Raw genomic sequence first — 24,686 nt, forward strand, 5'->3', positions numbered from 1 at the left:
TCGCTCCCATAGCGAGAAAGAACATGCCGGTTATCGATCGGCCAAAGATGGAGGAAGCATGGATCACCGTTTACTTGAGATTGTTGCCTGTCCTGTTTGTAATGGTCGGCTGTACTTTAATAAAGAGAAACTGGAACTGATATGCAAGGTCGATGGTTTGGCCTATCCGGTTCGTGATGGTATCCCTGTGCTGCTGGAAAACGAGGCGCGTAAACTCGGGGCTGATGAGATAACACAATGACCTTTACTGTGATCATTCCTGCGCGTTTTGCGTCGAGCCGGCTGCCAGGTAAACCGTTGGCGGACATCAACGGCAAACCGATGGTCGTCCATGTGATGGAGAGGGCGCTGGAATCGGGAGCACAGCGCGTTATTGTGGCCACCGATCATCCCGACGTCGAGGCTGCCGTACGGCAAGCCGGTGGCGAAGTGTGTCTGACCCGCGCCGATCATAATTCTGGCACGGAGCGTCTGGCTGAAGTCATCGAGCGTTACGGTTTTACCGATGATGACATCATCGTGAACGTTCAGGGCGATGAACCGCTCATTCCTTCCGTGATCATTCGTCAGGTGGCGGAAAACCTCGCTGCCAGTAAAGCGGGAATGGCAACGCTGGCGGTGCCGATTGAAACCAGCGAAGAAGCATTCAACCCGAACGCGGTAAAAGTGGTTACCGACGCAGAGGGATACGCGCTGTATTTTTCCCGTGCGACCATTCCCTGGGACAGAGAGCGTTTTGCTCAGTCTAAGGAAACCATTGGCGATCACTTCCTGCGTCATATTGGCATCTATGCTTACCGCGCGGGCTTTGTACGCCGTTATGTCAGTTGGGCACCGAGCCAACTGGAACAAATCGAATTACTGGAGCAACTGCGCGTGCTGTGGTACGGCGAGAAGATTCACGTTGCGGTCGCCAAAGCCGTCCCTAGCGTCGGCGTGGATACCCCGGAAGATCTGGCCCGCGTACGGCAGGTCATGGCGGGTCACTAAACCTGTCACATCCACTTGCTATAAACACGTTATAGGGAATCTATTCTTGCCGGAATAGATGTTCCCTATAACGTTTCTCTTAATATACCCGTCATACTTCACGTTTCAGTGAGTTTGCTGCGCTACTCGGCACACTTACGTGTACCTCGCCCCGTTGGGGCCGCTACAAGCAGCGTTCAAACCTGCCTTTGGCAGTGTTGTCATTCACTCGAATCACTTACTCAAATAAGGTCATCGGGACGCCTTCGCTTGACGCCTGCCTGAAACTCGAATTATTTGAGGTACAGGAAATTTTATCTTTTAAAATATTTAGCACTTATTTAGATAAGCATTCTTAAAAATTCTTAAATTACGCTGCATCGCTTTATTTATGCGGATGACTTATTCCCATTCTGAATTGACTCATCACGAGTTGAACTTTTATTTTCATCGTTAAATGCTACTATCAACTCGCCATGTTTTCGCATGGCGTTTTTGTTATTTCAACTAAGGACGGTAATGATATGAATGCTAAACGTTATATCGCAAAAATATTTCTCGGCGGTATGTTAATGGGTGTTGCAGCGGGCAGCAGCGCGGCGGTTTATTACATGGCACCCAATGGCGACGACACGAATAACGGCAGTAAAAACTCTCCCTGGAAAACAATTGACCGCGCACAGAAAACCTTAAACCCTGGCGACCGCCTGTGGATCCGTGGTGGTAAATACGTATTTACCAAAGGGCTGAACGTCTGTACGACGCGTACCGATGTGGTGAATGCGATTACGCTGAGTAAGAGCGGCACTGAAGGTAAGCGCATTGAATATTGGGCCTCTAGTGGAGAAGTGCCGATTTTTGATTTCAGCCAGATGCAGGATGATTGCCGGGTTAAAGGGTTCAACGTCGTTGCAGATTGGGTTTCCGTAAAAGGGCTGGAAATAACGGGTGTCCCACAGCGTAATAACCTTAACCATGAATCCTGGGGCGTGTGGATAAGGGGCAGCAATAATATATTCGAGCAGTTGAATATTCACCATATTATGGGAACAGGGCTGTTCATTCAGCGTGGGGGGAATAACCTGGTGTTGAACAGTGATTCTCACCATAATTACGATCCTCTGACATCGAATGGTGCTGGCCAAAGTGGTGATGGTTTTGGTGCGCATATCCCTGCTAACCAACCGGGTAATATTTTCCGCGGTTGCCGTGCATGGTCAAACTCGGATGATGGCTTTGATTTAATTAACGCCTATTCTCCGGTGTTGATTGAAAATTCCTGGGCCTGGTCACACGGTTATTTACCGGGGACGACACAATCACTGGCTGCGGGTAACGGTAATGGTTTTAAAATCGGTGGCTACGGTGGCGTTTATGTGGCGAATGCGGTGAAACATACCGTGCGTAATTCGGTTGCGTTTTTAAATAAAGCGGCCGGATTTTATGCTAACCACCATCCGGTAGCGAACGACTTCTTTAACAACACCGGCTATAAAAATAACCCGAACTTTAATATTCGTGGCATCGATGCAAACGGAAAAGCGATTGGGCTGGGTACACTGCGCAACAACGTTTCTCACGGTGGTAAAGACCTGTCGTTCTCAGACGGAGCGAACATGCGTTATAACTCGTGGGATCTGAAAATTACGGTATCAGATTCTGATTTCGAGAGCGTGTCCGTGACCGGATGGGATGCTCCACGTCAGGCTGATGGCAGCTTGCCGGTACTCAAGAGCCTGCATCTTGCTTCAGGCAGTTCGCTGATCAACAAGGGTGGCGATGTCAAACTGCCTTATAAAGGATCAGCCCCAGATCTGGGTGCCTTTGAACGCGAATAATCGTCGGATGTTAACACGCTAGCCTGTCACTCACGATATTCCCTACTGACGAACAGGGAATATTGCAGCAACAACCCCGGCAGGGTTTGCTCCCTGCCGTCATGAGATCCCCTTTTATTTGATCTGCGTTGAAGTATTTGTCATCCGCTCGTCGCATCATGGTGAGTGGAGCTATTTGGCTCAACTGAGGTATCGCCGTTTATGGAACAGTTGAAATCAGAACTCAGTACGGTGTTAGGGGAAAGCCTCAGCCGACTTGAGCGCATAAGCGAACAGCCGTATGCGGATCTGTATGCCTTGTATGATCAAGAAGGCAACGCCATTCCTTTGTTGGCTAAAAGTTATGTTTGTCAGGGTGTGGCGCAGCAGGAAGCTTACAAACTCTCGATGCTGGCGCGTGAGGGCGACGTGCGTCTGCCAACTGTCTATGGACTGGTGCTGACGCAACAACAGCCTTATCGGGAACTGCTGCTGATTGAGCGCTTGCGCGGTGTATCGGTGGAAGCGCCGCCCCGAAGCGGCCAGCGCTGGACGCTGCTGATGGACCAAATTGTTGAAAATGTATTGGCCTGGCACCGAATTGATAGTCATGGTTGTGTCGGTTCGGTGGATAGCACGCAGGACAATGATTGGTTCAGTTGGTATCAACAGCGCCTGGAAGTCTTGTGGTCCACGTTGCTCAATGTCAATGCTCCACAGCTTACGCAGCAGGACCGGAGCGTGCTTTATCGTTCGCGCCAATGTTTAGAAATGCTGTTCGACGATTTCGAAGATGGCTGTGTGCTGGTACACGGTAACCTTTCGCTGCGCAGTATGTTGAAGGACGCTCGTAGCGATCAGCTATTGGCCATGATCAACCCGGGTATGATGCTGTGGGCACCCAGAGAGTATGAACTCTTCCGGCTTTGTGAATCCGGCATGCCGGAGCAGTTGCTTTATCACTATCTGAAACAGGCACCGGTATCTGAATCCTTTGTTTACCGGCGCTGGCTATATGTCATTTGGGAAGCCGTATCCCGCTATATCCACACGGGACAGCTAGACCGTCAGCTATTTGATGTCGCTTCCCGTGAGCTCTCTCCCTGGCTGGAATGAGCCTGCGGCTGTTCCGCTCTGTGCGGGGCTGCCGTGGTTCCCTTCAGTGCCTGCCAGAGGCGGCCGAGTGTTTCATACCAGGCTCGCTCGCTGTGCGATAAATAGTAGGCGGAAGGGAAGATTTTTTCCCACGGGTTGAGTGCAGAAGTGATCGCCATCTGATTGGCTGGCGCGGGAATTGGCGCTAATCCCTGAGCCTGGAAGAATCGCATGGCGCGGGGTAAATGGTTGGCTGAGGTCACCAGCAAGAAAGGGCGTTCGCCAACAATTTTCGCGGTTGCCGCCGCTTCCTCTTCCGTATCTCTTGGCGTATCCAGAATGACGATGTCCTGCTGGGGAATGCCCAAACTTTCGGCGACCAGCGCTGCGGTTTTCGCACTGCTCACCGGGTTCCCTTGCGCGGCTCCACCGGTAAAAATCAATTTTGCGCCGGGATTGGCATGATAAAGGCGAACGCCTTCCGTGACGCGCGGGAGGCTGTTGCTGATGAGATTAGAACTGGGTGCCCATTCCGCGTTATAGGTATATCCCCCGCCTAACACGACAATATAATCGGCTTTGCTCGCCTGCGGCGTTTGTCGCCAGGTTGGGTAGTGTGATTCCAGTGGTAACAACAGGCGATCGGCAACAGGCTGTAGGCTGAGTAGAATAAGCATCAGCCAACTGGCAACGATTAGCGTTTTTCCCGTACGCTGCCGCTGGGTAAAACAGATCAGCAACAGGCCAACACCCATCAGAAGCAATAGCAATGGCAGGGGCTGCAAAAGGCCACCGACGAACTTTTTGAGTGTGAAAAGCATAAAATTGCATTCCTTTTGAGTGAAAAACCCGCATCCGGGAAGATATCATGCGGTAAGGCCATTTATTCTAAGCCAGCCTGTGCCAAAATGGCAGGCTGGAAAAAATCGCATCGCGCAGACATGTCCTGCACGAGATCCCCGTTTATATGATGCGGAACAATGACTGATGCAGGATCGCAATTTTAACGATATCGCCGAAAAATTTGCTCAGAATATCTATGGCACGACGAAGGGGAGACTTCGGCTGGCGGTATTGTGGCAGGATCTTAGCCATCTTTTGACCCAGCTTCCGGCCCGGCCTTTGCGCATCCTTGATGCGGGAGGCGGTGAAGGGCAGATGGCCTGTCGTCTGGCGGCTTTAGGACATCAGGTCTTGTTGTGTGATGTTTCCGGTGAGATGATTCAGCGCGCCAAAAATGCGGCAGCGGAGCAGGGCGTTACCCATAATATGCGTTTTGTGCAGTGTGCCGCACAGGATGTCGCGCACTATATGGACAGCCCCGCCGATCTGATATTGTTCCATGCGGTGCTGGAGTGGGTCGCGCAACCGCAGCAGGTACTGAAAATATTGTACGATTGCCTGTCGCCGGGTGGCGCATTGTCTCTGATGTTCTATAACCACCATGGGCTGTTGATGCGTAACATGGTGGTGGGCAACTTTGATTATGTTCAGGCCGGAATGCCAAAGGGCAAACGGCGCTCGCTCTCGCCGGATCACCCGCTGAACCCGCAAGACGTATACGGCTGGCTTGATGAGATGGGGCTGACCATTAGCGGGAAAACTGGCGTGCGTGTGTTTCATGACTACTTGAAAAATAAACAGCAGCAAGTTGAGAAATTTGACGACATTCTGGAGATTGAACAGCTGTATTGTCGGCAAGAGCCTTTTGTGAGTTTGGGCCGTTATATCCATGTCATGGCGCATAAACCCCATTTGAAGGATGCATTATGAGTGATTTTTCCCAGACTGTACCCGAACTGGTCGCCTGGGCACGAAAAAACGATTTCTCCATTTCCCTTCCCACCGAACGCCTGGCGTTTTTGATGGCGATCGCCACGCTTAACGGCGAGCGCATGGATGGTGAAATGAGTGAAGGCGATCTGATTGATGCCTTCCGTCATGTGAGTCAGGGATTTGATCAGACGAACGAAACCATTACCGTCCGCGCCAATAACGCGATTAACGATCTGGTGCGCCAGCGGTTGATTAACCGCTTTACCAGCGAACAGGCGGAAGGTAATGCGATTTATCGTCTGACGCCGCTGGGGATTGGCATTACCGATTATTACATTCGGCAGCGTGAGTTTTCGACGCTGCGCCTTTCCATGCAGCTCTCCATCGTGGCGCAAGAACTCAGTCGTGCAGCCGGTGCGGCTGAGGAAGACGGTGATGAGTTTCACTGGCACCGCAACGTATTTGCGCCGCTGAAATATTCCGTTGCTGAAATCTTTGACAGTATCGATCTGTCACAGCGCGTGATGGATGAGCAACAGCAGGGCGTTAAAGACGATATCGCCGCGCTGTTAAATCAGGACTGGCGAGCCGCGATCAGCAGCTGTGAACAACTGCTGACGGAAACGTCATCGACGTTGCGTGAGCTCCAGGATACCCTTGAGGCCGCCGGCGACAAATTGCAGACGAGCCTGTTGAGCATTCAGGATGCGATTATGAATAATCCGCATAATCTGGAGTTTGTCGACAAACTGGTGTTTGACCTGCAAAACAAACTCGATCGCATTGTGAGCTGGGGACAGCAGACGATAGATTTGTGGATTGGTTACGACCGCCACGTACATAAGTTTATCCGTACCGCGATTGATATGGATAAAAACCGCGTCTTTGCCCAGCGGTTGCGTCAGTCGGTGCAGAGCTATTTCGATAGCCCTTGGGCGCTGACGTTCGCCAACGCAGATCGGTTGCTGGATATGCGTGACGAAGAGCTGACGCTGCGTAATGAAGAAGTAACGGGTGAACTGCCGCCGGAGCTGGAATACGAAGAGTTTAGTGAAATGCGCGAGCAGCTGATCGCGCTGGTCGAGCAGGCACTACATAAATATAAAGCACAACAGATTCCGTTGGATTTGAGTGAAGTGATGCGTGAATACCTCGCGCAGCATCCTCGCTCGCGGCATTTTGATGTTGCCCGAATCGTGGTCGACCAGGCAGTACGTCTGGGCGTAGCCGAAACAGATTTCACCGGATTGCCTGCATTGTGGCAGGCGATCAATGATTACGGAGCCAAGGTGCAGGCCCATGTCATCGACAAATATTGAACAATTTATGCCAGTGAAACTGGCGAACGCGCTGTCGAATAATCTCTTTCCTGCGCTGGACAGCCAATTGCGCGCCGGGCGTCATATTGGCATTGAAGAGCTGGAGAACCACGTATTTCTGATGGATTTCCAGGAGGTGCTGGAGGAGTTCTACAGCCGTTACAACGTGGAGCTGATCCGCGCGCCGGAAGGGTTCTTCTATCTGCGTCCGCGTTCCACCACGCTGATCCCTCGCTCGGTGCTGTCTGAGCTGGATATGATGGTAGGGAAAATTCTCTGCTATCTCTATCTGAGCCCGGAGCGTTTGGCGCACGAAGGGATTTTCAGCCAGCAGGAGCTGTATGAAGAGCTGCTGAGTCTGGCGGATGAAAGCAAACTGCTGAAGCTGGTTAACCAGCGTTCAACCGGTTCCGATTTGGATCGCCAAAAGTTGCAGGAAAAAGTCAGAACTTCACTTAACCGCTTACGTCGGTTAGGGATGATCTACTTTATGGGCAATGACAGCAGCAAATTCAGAATTACTGAATCGGTGTTCCGCTTCGGGGCTGATGTACGCAGCGGTGATGATGCCCGCGAAGCACAGCTACGCATGATTCGCGATGGTGAAGCGATGCCTGTTGAAGGTACGTTGTCGCTAAAAGATGACAGCGACGACAATGATCGCACCGATGATACCGCGCCAGAAACGGGCGAGGATGAATAAGAGCGTATCCCATTCCTACTGGGGTAGGCTCTGTGTTGAGGATGAACAGGAATGATTGAACGCGGTAAATTTCGCTCACTAACGCTGGTCAACTGGAACGGCTTTTTCGCCCGCACCTTCGATCTGGATGAACTGGTTACCACGTTATCTGGTGGTAACGGTGCTGGGAAATCCACCACGATGGCCGCCTTTATTACGGCGCTGATCCCTGACCTGACGCTGTTGCACTTCAGGAATACCACCGAAGCGGGCGCCACCAGCGGTTCACGCGATAAAGGTCTGCACGGTAAATTGCGCGCAGGCGTCTGCTACTCCACGCTGGATGTGGTTAACTCGCGTCATCAGCGCGTGCTGGTTGGGGTTCGCCTCCAGCAGGTTGCGGGACGTGACCGTAAAGTCGATATCAAGCCTTTCACCATTCAGGGATTACCGACGGCCATCCAGCCGACGCAAATTCTGACACAGGTGGTCGGCGATCGTCAGGCGCGCGTGCTCTCATTGCAAGAGTTGAAAGATCGCGTCGAGGAGATGGAAGGCGTTCAGTTCAAGCAGTTTAACTCCATCACTGACTATCACTCGCTGATGTTTGATTTGGGCGTGGTACCACGGCGTCTGCGTTCCGCATCCGATCGCAGCAAGTTCTATCGCCTGATCGAAGCATCGCTGTACGGCGGTATCTCCAGCGCGATTACTCGCTCGCTGCGTGACTACCTGCTGCCGGAAAACAGCGGCGTGCGTAAAGCGTTTCAGGATATGGAAGCCGCGCTACGTGAAAACCGCATGACGCTGGAAGCGATCCGTGTCACCCAGTCCGACCGCGATCTGTTCAAACACCTGATCTCTGAAGCGACGTCCTATGTGGCCGCTGACTACATGCGGCACGCCAATGAACGCCGTATTCATCTGGATGGGGCGTTGGAGCTGCGTCGTGACCTGTTCTCCAGCCGTAAGCAACTGTCGACGGAGCAATATCGTCATGTAGAAATGGCGCGGGAACTGGCAGAGCAGAGCGGTGCCGAAGGCGATCTGGAAACCGATTATCAGGCGGCCAGCGATCACCTGAATCTGGTGCAGACCGCCATGCGCCAGCAGGAGAAAATCGAGCGCTATAACGCCGATCTGGAAGAATTGAGCTATCGCCTCGAAGAACAGAACGAGGTGGTGGAAGAAGCACGGGAGCAGCAGGCGGAAAACGAAGAGCGTGCCGATGCTGCCGAGCTGGAAGTGGATGAACTGAAAAGTCAGCTTGCCGATTATCAACAGGCGTTGGACGTGCAGCAAACGCGCGCCATTCAGTACCAGCAGGCGCAACAAGCGCTGGAGCGCGCCCGCACGCTGTGCCAGTTGCCGGATTTAACGGCAGACAACGCGGATGAGTGGCTGGATAGCTATCAGGCGAAAGAGCAGGAAGCGACAGAGATTCTGCTGATGCTGGAGCAGAAACTGAGCGTGGCCGATGCGGCGCACGGCCAGTTTGAACAAGCCTATCAGTTGGTGAGCAAGATTGCCGGTGCAGTGAATCGCAACGAGGCCTGGCAGGTAGCGCGCGATTTGCTGCGCGACAGCTCTTCACAACGTTATCAGGCGGAGCGAGTACAACCGCTGCGGATGCGTTTGTCTGAGCTGGAACAGCGCCTGCGTGAGCAGCAGGATGCCGAGCGGTTATTACAGGATTTCAGCAAACGCAACGGTCAGGATTATCAGCCGGAAGCGCTCGAATCACTCCAGCAAGAACTGGAGGCTCGCATAGAAACGCTATCATCGCTGGTGGCGGAAGCGGGTGAGCGTCGCATGGCGCTGCGCCAGGAGTTGGAGCAAACCCAACAGCGCATTCAGAAGCTGACTGCGCGTGCGCCAGTTTGGCTGGCCGCGCAGGAAATGCTGACGCAACTGAGCGAGCAGAGCGGCGAAACGTTCGAAGATAGCCGCCAGGTAACGGAATTCATGCAGCAGTTGCTGGAGCGCGAGCGTGAAACCACGGTTGAACGTGACGACATCGCGGCTCGCAAGCGGCAAATCGAAGCACAGATCGAGCGGCTGAGTCAGCCCGGTGGTTCAGAAGATCCACGCCTGAACGCGCTGGCGGAACGCTTTGGCGGCGTGCTGCTGTCTGAAATTTATGATGACGTGACACTGGATGATGCACCGTACTTCTCGGCGCTTTATGGGCCTTCCCGCCATGCGATAGTGGTGTCCGATCTCTCGCTGGTGCGCGATCAACTTGCCGGTCTGGAAGATTGCCCGGAAGATCTTTATCTGATCGAGGGTGACCCGCAGTCGTTTGATGACAGCGTGTTTGCCGTTGAAGAGCTGGAACGTGCCGTCGTGGTGAAAGTCGCGGAGCGTCAATGGCGTTATTCGCGTTTCCCGGAAGTGCCGCTATTTGGCCGCGCCGCGCGAGAAATGCGTCTGGAAAGCCTGCGTGATGAGCGCGAAGCACTGGCTGAACAGTACGCGACGCTGTCGTTTGATGTGCAGAAAACGCAGCGCCTGCACCAGTCTTTTAGCCGCTTTATCGGTACGCATCTGGCTGTGGTTTTTGATGACGATCCCGAAGCGGAAATTCGTACGCTTAGTTCTCGTCGTGGCGAGCTGGATCGTGCGATGGCTAGCTTTGATGGCGAAAACCAGCAGCAGCGCCAGCAGTATGAGCAGGCGAAAGAAGCCAGCGCACAGCTGAATAAACTGATTCCGCGTATTAGCCTGCTTTGCGATGAGACATTGCAGGATCGTGTGGAAGAGATTCGTGCGGAACTGGATGAAACCGAAGAGTCTGCCCGTTTCATTCAGCAGCACGGTGTAACGCTGGCTAAGCTGGAACCGTTGGTGTCTGTCCTGCAAAGCGATCCGCAGCAGCACGAGCAGTTGCAGGAAGATTATACTCAGGCGCAGAACGCACAGCGGCAGGCAAAACAGCAGGCGTTTGCATTGACTGAGGTTGTGCAACGTCGCGCGCACTTTAGCTACGCCGATTCGGCTGGAATGCTGGGTGAAAATGCCGGTCTGAATGACAAACTGCGCCATCGTTTGGAACAGGCTGAGGCAGAACGGACAAAAGCGCGTGAGCAACTACGCCAGCATCAGGCTCAGCTGACGCAGTACAGTCAGGTTCAGGCTTCGCTGAAAAGTTCTTACGATGCTAAACAGGACATGCTGAAGGAACTGACGCAAGAGCTTCAGGATATCGGCGTACGTGCTGACGCGGATGCCGAAGCGCGCGCCCGTCAGCGTCGTGATGAACTACATGCTGCATTAAGCACCAATCGCTCGCGGCGTAATCAGTTAGAAAAACAGATTACCTTCTGTGAAGCGGAAATGGACAGTTTGCAGAAGAAACTGCGCAAGCTGGAACGTGATTATCACCAGATGCGTGAGCAGGTTGTTACGGCGAAAGCGGGCTGGTGTGCGGTTATGCGTTTGGTTAAAGACAACGGCGTTGAGCGCCGTCTGCACCGCCGTGAACTGGCGTACATGGAAGGCGATGAACTGCGTTCCATGTCGGATAAGGCGCTGGGTGCGCTGCGTCTGGCGGTAGCGGATAACGAACATCTACGTGATGTACTGCGGCTTTCCGAAGATCCGAAACGACCAGAGCGCAAAATCCAGTTCTATATTGCCGTTTACCAGCATCTGCGTGAGCGTATCCGTCAGGATATTATCCGCACCGATGATCCGGTAGAAGCCATTGAGCAGATGGAGATCGAGCTTAACCGTCTGACTGAAGAACTGACGGCGCGTGAGCAGATGCTGGCCATCAGCTCACGCAGTGTGGCAAACATCATCCGTAAAACGATCCAGCGTGAGCAGAACCGGATTCGGATGCTGAACCAGGGGCTGCAAGCGGTCGCGTTTGGTCAGGTGAAGAGTGTTCGTCTCAACGTCAACGTGCGCGAAACGCATACTACGTTGCTCAACGTCTTGTCCGAGCAGCAGGACATGCATCAGGATCTGTTTAACAGTAACCGTCTGACCTTCTCGGAAGCGTTGGCGAAACTGTATCAGCGCCTGAATCCTGAAATCGATATGGGGCAGCGCACGCCACAAACGATCGGTGAAGAACTACTGGATTACCGAAACTACCTTGAAATGGAAGTTGAGGTTAACCGTGGCGCGGATGGCTGGCTACGAGCGGAAAGTGGGGCGCTGTCCACCGGGGAAGCGATTGGTACTGGGATGTCGATTCTGGTCATGGTGGTACAGAGCTGGGAAGAAGAGTCTAAGCGCCTGCGTGGCAAAGATATTATTCCGTGTCGTCTGCTCTTCCTCGATGAGGCGGCGCGTCTGGATGCCAAGTCGATCGCGACGCTGTTCGAACTTTGCGATCGTCTGGAAATGCAGTTGGTCATCGCAGCACCGGAAAATATCAGTCCCGAGAAGGGAACCACCTATAAGCTGGTGCGTAAAGTCTACCAGAATAACGAGCATGTCCATGTGGTCGGGCTACGTGGTTTCGGAACGGAAGCGCCAGAGACGCAAGAACAAGCTTCGTAGTGCAGCGCGATAAATATTATCGTTGCCAGCGTGGTAGCACTTTTCCTCTATAATGATAAAGCCGCTTTTTAAGCGGCTTTATTTTTTTCGTAAATCGTTGCGTAAAGAGAAGGCTGACAGGGAATAGCTTCATCAAACACGTAAGATAATAACCAGAAGAAGAAGCAAAAATATTTTTCTCTTTATATACTGACGATAAAACGATTGCAGGCCGCAGAAGGATTTACGGTTTTATGTTGCAAGGTGGCGACCGTAATAACGGACGCTATATAAAAATGATCATATTTCATTCTTCATCGTTTTCTACAATAGAAAGCGAAAGAATGTGCTTACGCAGTGTGACCGTTTACGAGCGAATTCGGTTTGTTATTTCCACATCCAACGTGGATTGTCGTGAAGGCATAGTGATTAATGAGTACAGGGGATAAATGGATGTTGTTACATAAACGAAAAATGGTCAGGCTGCTGTTGCACGTGGGTTGTATTTGGGTTGGAAGCCTGTCTCCTTCGTTTTCGGTGCTGGCAGCCTCTCCGACGGTGTTATCAGGCTTATCGCAAGGCTCAGGTGTGGTGTCTGTAGAAAATAGCCGAGCAGGGCTTCTGGCCGCGCTGCCGCACGGTATGACGTTACATTATCTCTCTGATTTATCATCGCTTTATGCCCAACATCAGATGCAACCTATGTGGGCAGATAATCGCGCAGTTCAACAGTTTCAACAGCAACTGGCCGAATTGGCGATCGCCGGCGTACAGCCGCAGTTCACCACGTGGGTGACCTGGTTGACCGATCCGCAATTGACTGGGTTTGCACGTGATGTCGTGCTATCGGATGCGATGCTGGGTTATTTGCAATTCGTCTCTGGTGTCGAGCGTAGCGGTAACGACTGGCTGTACAGCAGCGTGCCTTACCGTTTGCAATCGCCAGCGCTCAATATCGTTTCTCAATGGCAACAGGCCGTAAAATCTGGCACCAGCGCAGCCTATGTCGTTTCGCTGGCACCGCAGCATTCGCAGTACGCCAAAATGCATGAGGCGCTGAAGACGATGCTGACGGACAATCGTCCGTGGCCGAGTCTGAATATGACGGAATCTCTGCGCCCGGAACAGCAGAGTCGGGAACTGGCGGTACTGCGTGAAATTCTGCAACGTACCGGTATGCTGTCGTCAACAGAGAGCATTACGCTGTTTAACGAAAATGCCGCCGCGACGACAGTCTCGACGGGACAGGCTCCGCTGGTCGATGGCAGCGGTACTATCGACGATCGTTATACTGGCGCACTGGTTGACGCGGTTAAACGCTTCCAGCATTGGCAAGGGCTCGATGATGATGGCGTTATTGGTAAACGTACGCGCGATTGGCTTAATGTGTCCCCGCAAATGCGCGCAACGCTGCTGGCGCTGAATATCCAGCGTCTGCGCCTGTTACCGGACAATGTTCATACCGGTATTATGGTGAACATCCCCAATTATTCCCTGATCTATTATCAGGATGGCGCTGAGCGTTTATCGTCGCGCGTCATTGTTGGGCAACCCAAGCGTAAGACACCGTTGATGAGCAGCTCGTTGTATAACGTCGTGGTCAATCCGCCGTGGAATGTTCCGACGACGCTGACTCGTCAGGACATCATTCCTAAAGTGGTGCGTGACCCAGGCTATCTACAGCGCCATGGCTACACGGTGTTGTCTGGCTGGAGTCAGGATGCTGAAGCGATCGATCCTTCAATGATCGATTGGCAGATGGTGTCAGCGGAGCGCTTCCCCTATCGCCTGCGTCAGGCCCCAGGTGCGAATAACTCGCTGGGACGCTATAAGTTCAATATGCCGAACTCAGAGGCGATTTATCTGCATGACACGCCTAATCACAATCTGTTCCAGCGCGATATCCGGGCGTTGAGCTCCGGCTGCGTGCGGGTTAATAAAGCATCGGAACTGGCTAGCATGCTATTGCAGGATGCGGGATGGAATAATAGTCGTATTTCTTCCACGCTGGATCAGGGGAATACCACCTTTGTGTCAATGAAACATCGGATTCCGGTCAACCTCTATTACCTGACCGCGTGGGTGGCTGAAGATGGCAGGCCGCAGTTCCGAACAGATATTTACAATTATGATGATACCGCTCGTGCCGGAACGAAAGTGCTGTCCAGAGCAGGGCTGTTGCTTCAGTAAGTATTGAAAATACGGGTATTAGTGGCATTACTATTTTATTGTTTTGCGGGGGATCGATGCGATCTTCCGCAAACCCCTTAGCAAAGCGGGTTGACTCACTTTTCTCTGGCAGTTAAGGTTCAAGGCGGTGCGTTTTGTGCCTCCTTTTATACCGTTTTTTAGCCAGGGTACTTGCTCTATGGATCACATTGACAATCATCGCCGTAAGTGGCTTGCACTGGGTGGTGCCGCGCTGGGCATCGCACTGCTTCCTGGTCAGGCATTTGCGACGTTATCTACACCCCGACCACGAATTTTGACGCTGAATAACCTGAATACCGGAGAGCGGCTGAAAACGGAATTCTTTGATGGTAAACGGTATAACAAGTCAGAACTTTCCCGCCTGAATCACTTTTTCCGCGATTATCGCGCAAATAAAGTCAAAACGATTGACCCCCAACTTTTTGATCAGCTTTATCGCTTACAGGTTATGTTGGGCACCAACAAGCCCGTACAGCTGATTTCTGGTTATCGCGCGATAGATACAAATAATGAATTACGTGCGCATAGCAGAGGTGTGGCAAAGCAGAGCTACCACACGAAGGGGCAGGCGATGGATTTCCATATTGAAGGCGTTCAGCTGGCCAACATTCGTAAAGCGGCAATGAAAATGCGTGCCGGCGGGGTTGGCTACTACCCACGCAGTGATTTCGTTCACATCGATACCGGCCCGGTCCGCACCTGGTAATTCGCTATCCCAGCGTTACTTTTTTGATACGGCTCGCGAATACATAGCGAGCCGTTCAGTTTATTCAACATGGAGTGATATGAAATATCAAATAGTCCCGGTGACGGCCTTTAGCCAGAACTGCACGTTGTTATGGTGCGAAAAAACGAATGAAGCGGCGATTGTCGATCCCGGTGGCGATGCCGAAAAAATCAAACGTGCCGTTGCGGATGCAGGGATTTCGGTTAAACAGATTTTGTTAACGCACGGTCATTTGGATCATGTCGGCGCGGCGGCGGAATTGGCTGAGCACTATCAGGTAGCAATTATTGGCCCGCAGATTGAAGATGCTTTCTGGCTGGAAGGGCTACCGGCACAGAGCCGCATGTTTGGTCTGGAAGAATGTGCGCCGCTGACTCCATCGCGCTGGCTACAGGAAGGTGATGAGGTTAGCGTGGGCGAGACGACGCTGGCAGTTTTCCACTGTCCGGGTCATACACCGGGCCACATTGTTTTCTTTGATGCAGAATCGCGTCTGGCACAGGTCGGCGATGTTATTTTTAACGGCGGCGTAGGGCGTACCGATTTTCCACAGGGAGATCATCAGGCATTGATCGCGTCCATCAAAAATAAGCTGCTGCCACTGGGTGATGATGTGACGTTTATTCCAGGACACGGTCCGATGTCAAACTTAGGACATGAGCGTAAAACCAATCCGTTCCTGCGTGAAGATGCCGCGATGTGGTAGTTTCTGTATTTCTTATCAGTAAAGGTCAGAAATGAAAAAGCCGACACGCTGTGTCGGCTTTTTTGATCGCAGAACGATCAGAGTACGGCAACAATCGCTTCGCAGAGCGGAGCCATGTTTTCTGGCGTCATTCCCGCAACGTTGATACGGCCAGAGTTCACCGCGTAAACGCCAAATTCATCACGCAGACGCAGAACCTGCTCTTTGGTCAAGCCGCTGAATGAGAACATCCCATTCTGGTTAATGATGAAGGAGAAATCCTGCTGCGCGCCTTTTTCCTGCAAGGTATTGACGAACAGTTGACGCATGCGTTGAATTCGCTCACGCATCGCCGTCAATTCCTGCTCCCAAATCGCTTTAAGTGCATCGTTGCCCAGAATGGTCGCAACAACGGTCGCACCGTGTGACGGTGGGTTAGAGTAGTTTGCGCGAATAGCGGCTTTCACCTGGCTGAATGCTTTGTCTGCTGTTTCGGCATTAGCGGCAACCAGCGTACAGGCACCGACGCGCTCATTGTACAAGCCGAAGTTTTTAGAGTATGAGCTGCATACAATCAGTTCATCGTGTTTTGCAGCGAAGAGACGCAGACCTTCCGCATCTTCTTCTAGCCCGCGGGCAAAGCCCTGATAGGCGAAGTCAAACAGCGGCAACCAGCCTTTCGCTACCGACAGTTCGGCCAGTGTTGCCCACTGCTCAGCGGTAGGATCGATACCGGTTGGGTTGTGGCAACAGCCGTGGAACAGCACCACATCACCTGCTTGTGCGGCGTTCAGGCTGTTCAGCAGGCCATCAAAATCCAGCGCATGGTTCGCTGCATCGTAGTAGTCATACTGGCATACTTCCAAACCGACAGCAGAGAAGACGTTATGGTGATTTGGCCAGGTTGGGTTGCTGATCCAAATGCGTTTCGCAGACGTTTGATTGGCAATGAAATCAGCGGCTACGCGCAACGCACCGGTTCCGCCTGGAGTTTGCGCCGTGCGGGCACGTTTGTCGGCAATAATGGCATTCTGCTTGCCAAACAATAACTCCTGCGTGCACTGACCGAATGCTGGCAGACCGTCAATGCCCAGATAGTTTTTGGTGGTTTCATTTTCCAGCAGATAGTGTTCTGCTTTTTTTACGCTGGTCAGAACCGGCGTTTTACCGGTTTCATCTTTATAGACACCAATACCCAGATTGATTTTATTCGCGCGGTCATCGGCGCGGAAGAGATCGGTCAGCCCGAGAATAGGATCGGCCGGTGCGGCAGAGATATTTTCAAACATTGCCAGAATGTTCCATAACTGAGATGAAATAAGAATTCTCAGAGTACCGTCAGTAAAAGGCTTTGCCAACCGTTGATGTTAAAAAGAAAGGGAAATAACAGGGAGGAGGAGAGAGACGAAATAAAAGACTGGTTAGGTGGGGATAATTGGCGCAGCGTGGCGTAAAGCAGAAACAAAAAAATGCGGGGAGCATTTTTCACTGGCGCTGGCTATGGACACTAAAGGGTTATCTGTGCGCAATAAAAAAGACAGAGCAAAGGCTCTGTCTTTTCATGCAATACGAACGATTAACTCGTTACGTTATGCTGCGACAACTTAGAACTGGTAAGTCAGACCCAGAGCAACAGTATCGTCATCGTTGACGCCGTATACGTTGGTGTCTTTGATCAGGTTGATCTGGTAGTCAACATAGGTGGACATGTTTTTGTTGAACGCATAGGTAGCGCCAACGCTGACATATTTAGTGATGTAATCATTTTTGTTGTTTACATCATCTTTAGCTTTGCCAGAAACATATGCTAGAGATGGAGTCAGACCGAAATCGAAGTTGTATTGTGCAACAGCTTCAAAGATTTTGGTTTTGTCTGCGAAACCATCAGTCAGAGCAACACCAGCAGGACCTGAAGTTTGACCGATATAAGATACGTTACGGTATTCACCGTAGGTAGCAGCCAAGTAGACAGCATTGGCATCATATTTCAGACCAGTTGCCCAAGCTTCAGCATTCTTACCACGGCCAGTGGTCGCATTGTTGTTCTGATTATCAGTGCGGTTAACTGCAGCATAAGATGCTACAACACCCAGACCGATATCTGAGTCGTAAGAAGAGGAGATACCCCAGCCGTCACCATTTTGCTCGTTAATGTTGCCACGGCTGTTAGTGCTATCGCTGTTGTTTTTACCTTGGTATTGAACAGCGAAGTTCCAGCCGTCAACCAAGCCGAAGAAGTTGCTATTACGGTAAGTTGCAACGCCAGTAGAACGACCGGTCAGGAAGTTATCGGAGTTGGATTGATCGCCACCAAACTCTGGCAGTACGTCGGTATAAGCGATACCGTCATATGCAACGCCCAGATTACGACCGTAGTCGAAAGAACCAGCATCAGCAAATTTCAAACCAGCAAAGGCATAACGAGTTTTATCGGAGTTAGAAGAACCAGAGCTTTCAGCTCTGTTGCCTTGGAACTGATATTCAAAACGGCCAAAACCAGTCAGTTGATCAGCGATCTGAGTTTCACCTTTGAAGCCCAGACGAGCATAGGTTTTATCGCCATCATTACCGTTGTTATCAGAGAAGTAGTGCAGACCAGTGATTTTACCAGTCAGATCCAGCTTGTTGCCGTCTTTGTTATAAACTTCAGCAGCGTTGGCTGCGCCAGCGACTAACAGAGCTGGGATTACTACTGCAAGAATGTTGCGTTTCATCATTATTACCCTCATTGGTGTTATTTAGACACCTGCCACTGCCATAAATAATTCTTTACGGAACTATTCCTGAAAGTTTGGTGTCTTCCTGTGTCTGAACGCAGTTTTCCATTCGCTCGCTAGTTAATCCACCCTAAAGATGCTACAAACTTCGCAATCGAGTAACAAATAGAAATAATATGTATCTAAATGTAAAATACAGGGAACTTTGTGAGACATAACAAAAATTAAAAAAAAAGAGCCGGGAAACCCGACTCTTCTTTTCTACATATTTGTTTTACTTATATTAAATTTTTATTTAGAAACTGGCATTCCGTGGAGTACGCGGGAAAGGGATCACGTCGCGCACATTCTGTACACCGGTAACATAAGCAATTAATCGTTCAAAACCTAAACCAAAACCGGAATGGGGAATGGTGCCGTAACGACGTAAATCACGATACCACCAGTAGTCTTCTTTATTCAGCCCCATCTCTTCCAGACGGCTATCCAGTTGAGCCAGACGCTCTTCACGCTGAGAGCCCCCGATGATCTCGCCGATTCCCGGTGCCAGAACATCCATTGCGGCAACTGTTTTACCGTCTTCATTCATACGCATGTAGAACGCTTTGATGTCTTTCGGATAGTTTTTAACGACGACCGGTGCTTTGAAGTGTTGCTCTGCCAGATAACGCTCGTGTTCGGAAGAGAGGTCAACGCCCCAGTAAACTGGGTTTTCGAACTGCTTCCCACAGTTCAGCAGGATCTCGACGGCTTCGGTGTAATCTACCTGTGCGAAATCGGAGCTCACGAATTTTTCCAGTCGAGTGATGGCTTCTTTATCAACACGTTCGGCGAAGAACGCCATATCATCGGCACGTTCGTCCAGCACGGCCTGGAAAACATATTTCAGCAGGTTTTCCGCCAGACCGGCCACGTCATCCAGAGAAGCAAACGCAACTTCTGGTTCGATCATCCAAAACTCGGCCAGATGGCGGCTAGTATTGGAGTTTTCTGCGCGGAAGGTTGGACCAAAGGTATACACGTTGGACAGCGCACAGGCGTAGGTTTCGCCGTTCAACTGGCCAGATACGGTCAGGAAGGCTTCTTTACCGAAGAAGTCTTCGCTGAAATCCACTTTACCTTGTTCGGTACGCGGCAGGTTTTCCAGATCGAGCGTGGAAACGCGGAACATTTCACCCGCGCCTTCGGTATCGGACGCGGTAATCAGCGGGGTAGACACCCAGAAGTAGCCGTTCTCATGGAAGAAGCGGTGAATGGCCTGTGCCAGCGTATGGCGAACACGTGCCACGGCACCGATCAGGTTAGTACGCGGACGCAAATGCGCGACTTCACGCAGGTATTCGATGCTGTGGCGTTTTGCCGCCATCGGGTAGGTATCGGGATCGTCAACCCAGCCGACGACGTTGACATTAGTGGCTTGCAGCTCGAAGCTCTGGCCTTCACCCGGAGACGCGACGACATTCCCCGTGATTTCTACGGAGCAACCGGTAGTCAGGCGCAGCACGTCATCCTGATAATTGGAGAGATTATTATTAACGACAGCCTGTAATGGATTAAAGCAGGAGCCGTCATAAACGGCGATAAAGGAGATACCGGCTTTAGAATCTCTCCGGGTACGTACCCAGCCGCGCACGGTGACTTCGCTGTCAACGGCGACACGGCCTTGCAGTACATCGACTACAGGCACTACGCTCATAAAATTCTCTCTTTAATTAATCGTGTTTAAGAAATATATCGTGGTTAAAACGCCAAATGGCCCAATCCGAGCCATTTGCTATGTTACTTGCGATGCAACAGGACACAAGCAGAAATCACCGGAATGGCGCGAAGTTTTCGCTCATGCTGGTGAATCTGCTGCAAAGTTGGTCAATACCCGCCATACTTCAAGTTTCATGTGCGTTGTCTGCGTTCAGTCACCCGAATCACTTACCTAAGTAAGCTCATCGGGATGCCTTCTCTTGCCGCCTTCCTGAAACTCGAATTATTTAGGGTATTAGGGGAGGGGGAGACGTTTCAACTGGCCTTTTTCACGCGGGGTAAGTCAAACGCTTTGCGTAACTCACACACGAAGTTCTGATCCTGACAGATGGTTTTACCCGGACTATCGGAGAGTTTTGCCACCGGCTTGCCATTGCATTCCACCAGTTTGATGACGATATTTAACGGCTTCACGCCGGGGATGTCACACGTCAGGCGGGTGCCCATGCCAAATACCAGATTCACGCGCTGCCAGAAATGACGATATAGCGTTAGCGCTTTATCCAGATTCAGATTGTCGGAGAAGACCAGCGTTTTGCTCATTGGATCGATGTTCAGACGCTGATAATGCGCAATGGCTTTCTCTCCCCACTCAACCGGATCGCCGGAATCGTGACGCAGCCCTTGGTAGGCTTCGGCGAACGACAAATCGAAATCGCGTAAGAAGGCATCCATAGTGATGCAATCGGTCAACGCAATCCCCAAATGTGTGGGATATTCACGTAGCCACATTTGTAGTGCGGCACGCTGGCTGTTTGCCAGTGTCGGACTTATCTGTTGATGGGCCTGAAACCACTCGTGCGCCTGTGTACCGACAGGTGTGATGCCTAAACGGCGCGCCAAATCGTAATTGCTGGTGCCGATGAGGTTAGGGAAATCGGCTCGCAGCGCCGTCACAATAGTCTGCTGGATATCGCGAGAAAAACGTCGGCGCGTGCCGAAATCCATTAGCTTGAATCGGCTGAGATCCACATCCGCGCTGTTCTGGTGGAAACGCTTCAATGAGGCAGACAGTTGGGCGAGCGCCTGCTCAGTCGTGACGTCAGACGAACGATCCCGATGTACGACTTCACTGATCACGGCCAGCAAGGGAACTTCCCACAAAATCACCTCACGCCACGGCCCGGTGATGCGGATATCCAGTTTACCAGCATGATTCTTGATCGACACCTGCTGCGGATTGAAACGGAAGTTCCGTAGCCAGTGGAGATAGTCCTGTTTAAAGAACGGCAGAGAAGAAAGATAGGTGAACTCATCGTCACTTAATGACAAGAAACGCATCAGATCGACCTGGTGGGCTATCTCATCAGCGTAAACGCCTAATAATTCATCACCGCGACAGCGAAATTCAGCCGCAACGTCGACATCATAATAATGATGATAGACCGCCTGTTGCATGTGCAGCTTGTAGGCGTCGGTATCCAGCAATGAGTGCAGAATCGGGGAAGTGTGCAAAGTCATAATGCGTTACAGCATCCTTGTAAGATGCTTATCCACCATCGGGACAATCAGCAATGTCCGGTCAGTATACCTTGATTATCCGTTTATTACATTACGACAACATAGCGAGACGTGCGGGAGTGAACCACGGTACGATGATTATCCTCATTATTTTGTCGTGGTAACATTAAGATAACAGGCTTAGACTTGATCTTTGATGCTTATGACGAGGTGGAAACTTTAAATGAATCAACAGCCGCAAATAAAATATCGCCATGACTACCGTGCGCCGGATTACACCATTACTGACATTGCACTGGATTTCGATCTCCATGCTGAAAAAACTCACGTAAAAGCGGTTAGCCAGGTGGTGTTGCAGGGCGACGCTGGCGCGCCGTTGAAGCTGGATGGCGAAGGGTTGACGCTGATTAACCTGAGCGTTGATGGCCAGCCGTGGACACATTACCAGCAGCAGGACGATGGCCTGATTCTGACGCAATTGCCCGCGCGTTTCACGCTCAGCATTGAAACGCAAATCAATCCTGCCGCCAATAGCGCGCTGGAAGGACTATATCTCTCTGGCGACGCGCTCTGTACGCAGTGTGAGGCCGAAGGATTCCGCCACATTACTTATTATCTCGACCGACCAGATGTACTGGCGAAATTCACGACGCGCATCACAGCGGATAAAGCGCGCTATCCTTATTTACTCTCTAACGGTAATCGTATCGCCCAAGGTGAGCTGGAGGGCGGCCGCCACTGGATTGAATGGCAGGATCCGTTCCCGAAACCGGCTTATCTGTTCGCGCTGGTTGCTGGCGATTTTGATGTCCTTCAGGATCGCTTCACGACGCGTTCTGGCCGCGATGTTGCGCTGGAGCTGTATGTTGACCGTGGCAACCTCGATCGCGCTGGCTGGGCGATGACCTCGCTGAAGAATTCGATGAAGTGGGACGAAGAGCGTTTCGGTCTGGAATACGATCTCGACATCTATATGATCGTCGCTGTTGATTTCTTCAACATGGGAGCGATGGAAAACAAAGGGCTGAACGTATTTAACTCCAAATACGTGCTGGCTAAGGCAGAAACCGCGACGGATAAAGACTATCTGAACATTGAAGCGGTGATCGGCCATGAATATTTCCACAACTGGACGGGCAACCGCGTCACCTGTCGCGACTGGTTCCAGCTTAGCCTGAAAGAAGGGCTGACGGTGTTCCGCGATCAGGAGTTCAGCTCCGATCTGGGGTCGCGCGCAGTGAACCGTATTGATAACGTGCGTGTGATGCGCGGTGCTCAGTTTGCCGAAGATGCCAGCCCGATGTCGCATCCGATTCGTCCCGATCAGGTGATCGAGATGAATAACTTCTACACGCTGACGGTCTATGAAAAGGGATCGGAAGTGATCCGCATGATGCACACGTTATTAGGTGAAGAGCGCTTCCAGGCCGGTATTCGTCTGTATTTTGAGCGTCACGACGGCAGCGCGGCGACCTGTGATGACTTTGTGCTGGCGATGGAAGATGCCTCCGGTGTCGATCTCACACAGTTCCGCCGCTGGTATAGCCAGTCAGGCACGCCGGTACTGACCGTGCGTGATGATTATGATCCGCAAACGCAACAATATCTGCTGAGCGTGAGCCAAAAGACCCCGGTCGGCGCCGATAAACAGCCGAAGCTGCCGCTGCATATTCCGTTGGATATCGAACTGTACGATCCGCAAGGGCAGGTCATTCCGCTACAGAAAGACGGCCAACTGCTGGCGTCGGTGCTGAATGTAACCGAATCCGAACAGACGTTCATTTTCGATCAGGTGCCTTGCCGCCCGATTCCTTCTTTATTACGTGAGTTCTCTGCGCCAGTAAAACTGAACTATGCCTGGAGCGATGAACAGCTGACGTTCCTGATGCGCCACGCGAGCAATGCCTTCTCCCGCTGGGATGCGGCACAGAGCCTGCTGGCTAACTATATCCGTCTGAATGTTTCTCGCTATCAGCAGAAACAACCGCTTTCTGTACCGATGCATGTTGTCGATGCTTTCCGTGGCGTGTTGCTGGATGAAAAACTGGATCCGATGCTGGCTTCTCAGATTCTGACATTGCCGAGCGAAAACGAAATTGCCGAGCTGTTTGATATTATCGATCCGACGGCGATCGCGGCTGTGCGAGAAAGCATGACGCGGACGATGGCGAAAGAGATGGCGGATGAATGGCTGGCGGTATATCACGCGAATCACGCGCCGCAATATCGTATCGAACACGCGGATATGGGCAAACGCGCGCTGCGCAACATCTGCCTGCATTATCTGGCATTCAGCGATGCGGATCAGGCGGACAAATTGGTGCAAGCGCAGTTCCGTCAGGCGGATAATATGACGGATTCGCTGGCGGCGCTGGCGGCTGCAGTTGAAGCGCAACTGCCGGTGCGTGATGAATTGCTGACGCAGTTTGATAACCGCTGGCATCAGGATGGCTTGGTTATGGATAAATGGTTTGTGCTGCAAGCCACCAGCCCGGCAGCCGATGTGCTGACCCGCGTGCGTGAGCTGCTGCAACACCGCTCGTTCAGCCTGAACAACCCTAACCGCCTGCGTTCGCTGGTGGGGGCGTTTGCGGCCTCGAATCCGTCGGCTTTCCATGCTGAGGACGGCAGCGGCTATCGTTTCCTGACGGAGATTCTAACTGACCTGAACACGCGTAACCCGCAAGTCGCGGCTCGTATGATCGAACCATTAATCCGTCTGAAACGTTATGATGCCAAACGTCAGGCGCAAATGCGTCAGGCGCTGGAGCAACTGAAGACGTTGGAAAATCTCTCTGGCGATCTGTTCGAGAAAATCAGCAAGGCACTGCAAGACTAATCCTGCCACGGTCATTCTTCTGTCACACGCGGTAGCTTGCCGCGTGTGACATTCTCCCTCGCGCTAATTTCTTACTTCCGCAAACGTTTTACTTTCCGTAGAGATGGCACTACCATCACCGACCGTGAATTCATAATCT

At 51.7% G+C, this 24,686-nt stretch carries 17 protein-coding genes; 12 read left to right on the forward strand and 5 right to left on the reverse strand.

The genetic code is table 11. The features are described from left to right. The first annotated feature begins 58 nt into the window (after window positions 1-58). The 4 genes from KKH3_RS08210 to KKH3_RS08225 all read left to right on the forward strand — a co-directional run bounded on the left by KKH3_RS08210 (window position 59) and on the right by KKH3_RS08225 (window position 3,902). Window positions 59-241 (forward strand): Trm112 family protein, encoded by a 183-nt coding sequence (locus tag KKH3_RS08210; protein WP_005967647.1) that lies wholly within the window; start codon window positions 59-61, stop codon window positions 239-241. After that, a complete protein-coding gene (gene kdsB, locus KKH3_RS08215) occupies window positions 238-990 on the forward strand; it encodes a 3-deoxy-manno-octulosonate cytidylyltransferase (RefSeq protein ID WP_039357986.1) in 753 nt (250 codons plus the stop codon). Before KKH3_RS08210 ends, kdsB begins: the two co-directional genes overlap by 4 nt. Before the next feature lie 503 nt (window positions 991-1,493). Then, on the forward strand, window positions 1,494-2,807 hold the full coding sequence (pelN, locus tag KKH3_RS08220) for a pectate lyase PelN (protein WP_039357989.1): 1,314 nt from the start codon (window positions 1,494-1,496) through the stop codon (window positions 2,805-2,807). A gap of 201 nt (window positions 2,808-3,008) precedes the next feature. Beyond that, the gene (locus KKH3_RS08225; RefSeq protein WP_039357990.1) at window positions 3,009-3,902 is read left to right on the forward strand and encodes a YcbJ family phosphotransferase; all 894 of its coding nucleotides are present in this window, start codon (window positions 3,009-3,011) and stop codon (window positions 3,900-3,902) included. Here the strand turns inward: KKH3_RS08225 and elyC are convergent. Continuing rightward, complete coding sequence (elyC, locus tag KKH3_RS08230; protein WP_039357993.1) at window positions 3,854-4,702, reverse strand: envelope biogenesis factor ElyC; 849 nt, start codon at window positions 4,700-4,702, stop codon at window positions 3,854-3,856. The genes KKH3_RS08225 and elyC overlap by 49 nt on opposite strands. 166 nt (window positions 4,703-4,868) lie before the next feature. On the opposite strand from elyC, the gene cmoM reads away from it, so the two are divergent. The 7 genes from cmoM (at window position 4,869) to KKH3_RS08265 (ending at window position 15,793) form a co-directional block, all read left to right on the forward strand. After that, window positions 4,869-5,654: a tRNA uridine 5-oxyacetic acid(34) methyltransferase CmoM gene (gene cmoM, locus KKH3_RS08235; RefSeq protein ID WP_039357996.1), complete on the forward strand. Its 786-nt coding sequence runs from the start codon at window positions 4,869-4,871 to the stop codon at window positions 5,652-5,654. Next, entirely contained in the window at window positions 5,651-6,976 is a 1,326-nt protein-coding gene (mukF, locus tag KKH3_RS08240) for a chromosome partition protein MukF (protein WP_039357999.1), read from the forward strand. Before cmoM ends, mukF begins: the two co-directional genes overlap by 4 nt. Further along, the gene (gene mukE / locus KKH3_RS08245) at window positions 6,957-7,679 is read left to right on the forward strand and encodes a chromosome partition protein MukE (protein WP_039358002.1); all 723 of its coding nucleotides are present in this window, start codon (window positions 6,957-6,959) and stop codon (window positions 7,677-7,679) included. The genes mukF and mukE overlap by 20 nt, the downstream gene beginning before the upstream one ends. A 51-nt stretch (window positions 7,680-7,730) precedes the next feature. Beyond that, a complete protein-coding gene (gene mukB, locus KKH3_RS08250) occupies window positions 7,731-12,170 on the forward strand; it encodes a chromosome partition protein MukB (RefSeq protein ID WP_039358005.1) in 4,440 nt (1,479 codons plus the stop codon). A 432-nt stretch (window positions 12,171-12,602) separates the two neighbouring features. Further along, complete coding sequence (ldtD, locus tag KKH3_RS08255) at window positions 12,603-14,339, forward strand: L,D-transpeptidase (protein WP_039358008.1); 1,737 nt, start codon at window positions 12,603-12,605, stop codon at window positions 14,337-14,339. 178 nt (window positions 14,340-14,517) lie between these two features. Further along, the gene (gene mepK / locus KKH3_RS08260) at window positions 14,518-15,066 is read left to right on the forward strand and encodes a peptidoglycan L,D-endopeptidase MepK (RefSeq protein WP_010277035.1); all 549 of its coding nucleotides are present in this window, start codon (window positions 14,518-14,520) and stop codon (window positions 15,064-15,066) included. A gap of 79 nt (window positions 15,067-15,145) precedes the next feature. Next, complete coding sequence (locus KKH3_RS08265) at window positions 15,146-15,793, forward strand: MBL fold metallo-hydrolase (RefSeq protein ID WP_039358012.1); 648 nt, start codon at window positions 15,146-15,148, stop codon at window positions 15,791-15,793. Window positions 15,794-15,870: 77 nt separating this feature from the next. On the opposite strand, the gene KKH3_RS08270 is transcribed toward KKH3_RS08265, so the two are convergent. The 4 genes from KKH3_RS08270 to pncB all read right to left on the reverse strand — a co-directional run bounded on the left by KKH3_RS08270 (window position 15,871) and on the right by pncB (window position 21,708). Beyond that, on the reverse strand, window positions 15,871-17,061 hold the full coding sequence (locus KKH3_RS08270; RefSeq protein ID WP_039358014.1) for an amino acid aminotransferase: 1,191 nt from the start codon (window positions 17,059-17,061) through the stop codon (window positions 15,871-15,873). A gap of 315 nt (window positions 17,062-17,376) precedes the next feature. Beyond that, on the reverse strand, window positions 17,377-18,489 hold the full coding sequence (locus tag KKH3_RS08275) for a porin (RefSeq protein WP_039358017.1): 1,113 nt from the start codon (window positions 18,487-18,489) through the stop codon (window positions 17,377-17,379). A gap of 295 nt (window positions 18,490-18,784) precedes the next feature. After that, window positions 18,785-20,185 (reverse strand): asparagine--tRNA ligase, encoded by a 1,401-nt coding sequence (gene asnS / locus KKH3_RS08280; protein ID WP_039358020.1) that lies wholly within the window; start codon window positions 20,183-20,185, stop codon window positions 18,785-18,787. Window positions 20,186-20,502: 317 nt separating this feature from the next. After that, on the reverse strand, window positions 20,503-21,708 hold the full coding sequence (gene pncB, locus KKH3_RS08285; protein ID WP_039358022.1) for a nicotinate phosphoribosyltransferase: 1,206 nt from the start codon (window positions 21,706-21,708) through the stop codon (window positions 20,503-20,505). Between the two features lie 223 nt (window positions 21,709-21,931). Between pncB and pepN the strand changes: the two genes are divergently transcribed. Then, a complete protein-coding gene (gene pepN, locus KKH3_RS08290; RefSeq protein WP_039358025.1) occupies window positions 21,932-24,547 on the forward strand; it encodes an aminopeptidase N in 2,616 nt (871 codons plus the stop codon). Window positions 24,548-24,686: the final 139 nt, after the last annotated feature.

Origin of the sequence: Pectobacterium actinidiae, from assembly GCF_000803315.1 — a bacterium.
GTDB lineage: Bacteria > Pseudomonadota > Gammaproteobacteria > Enterobacterales > Enterobacteriaceae > Pectobacterium > Pectobacterium actinidiae.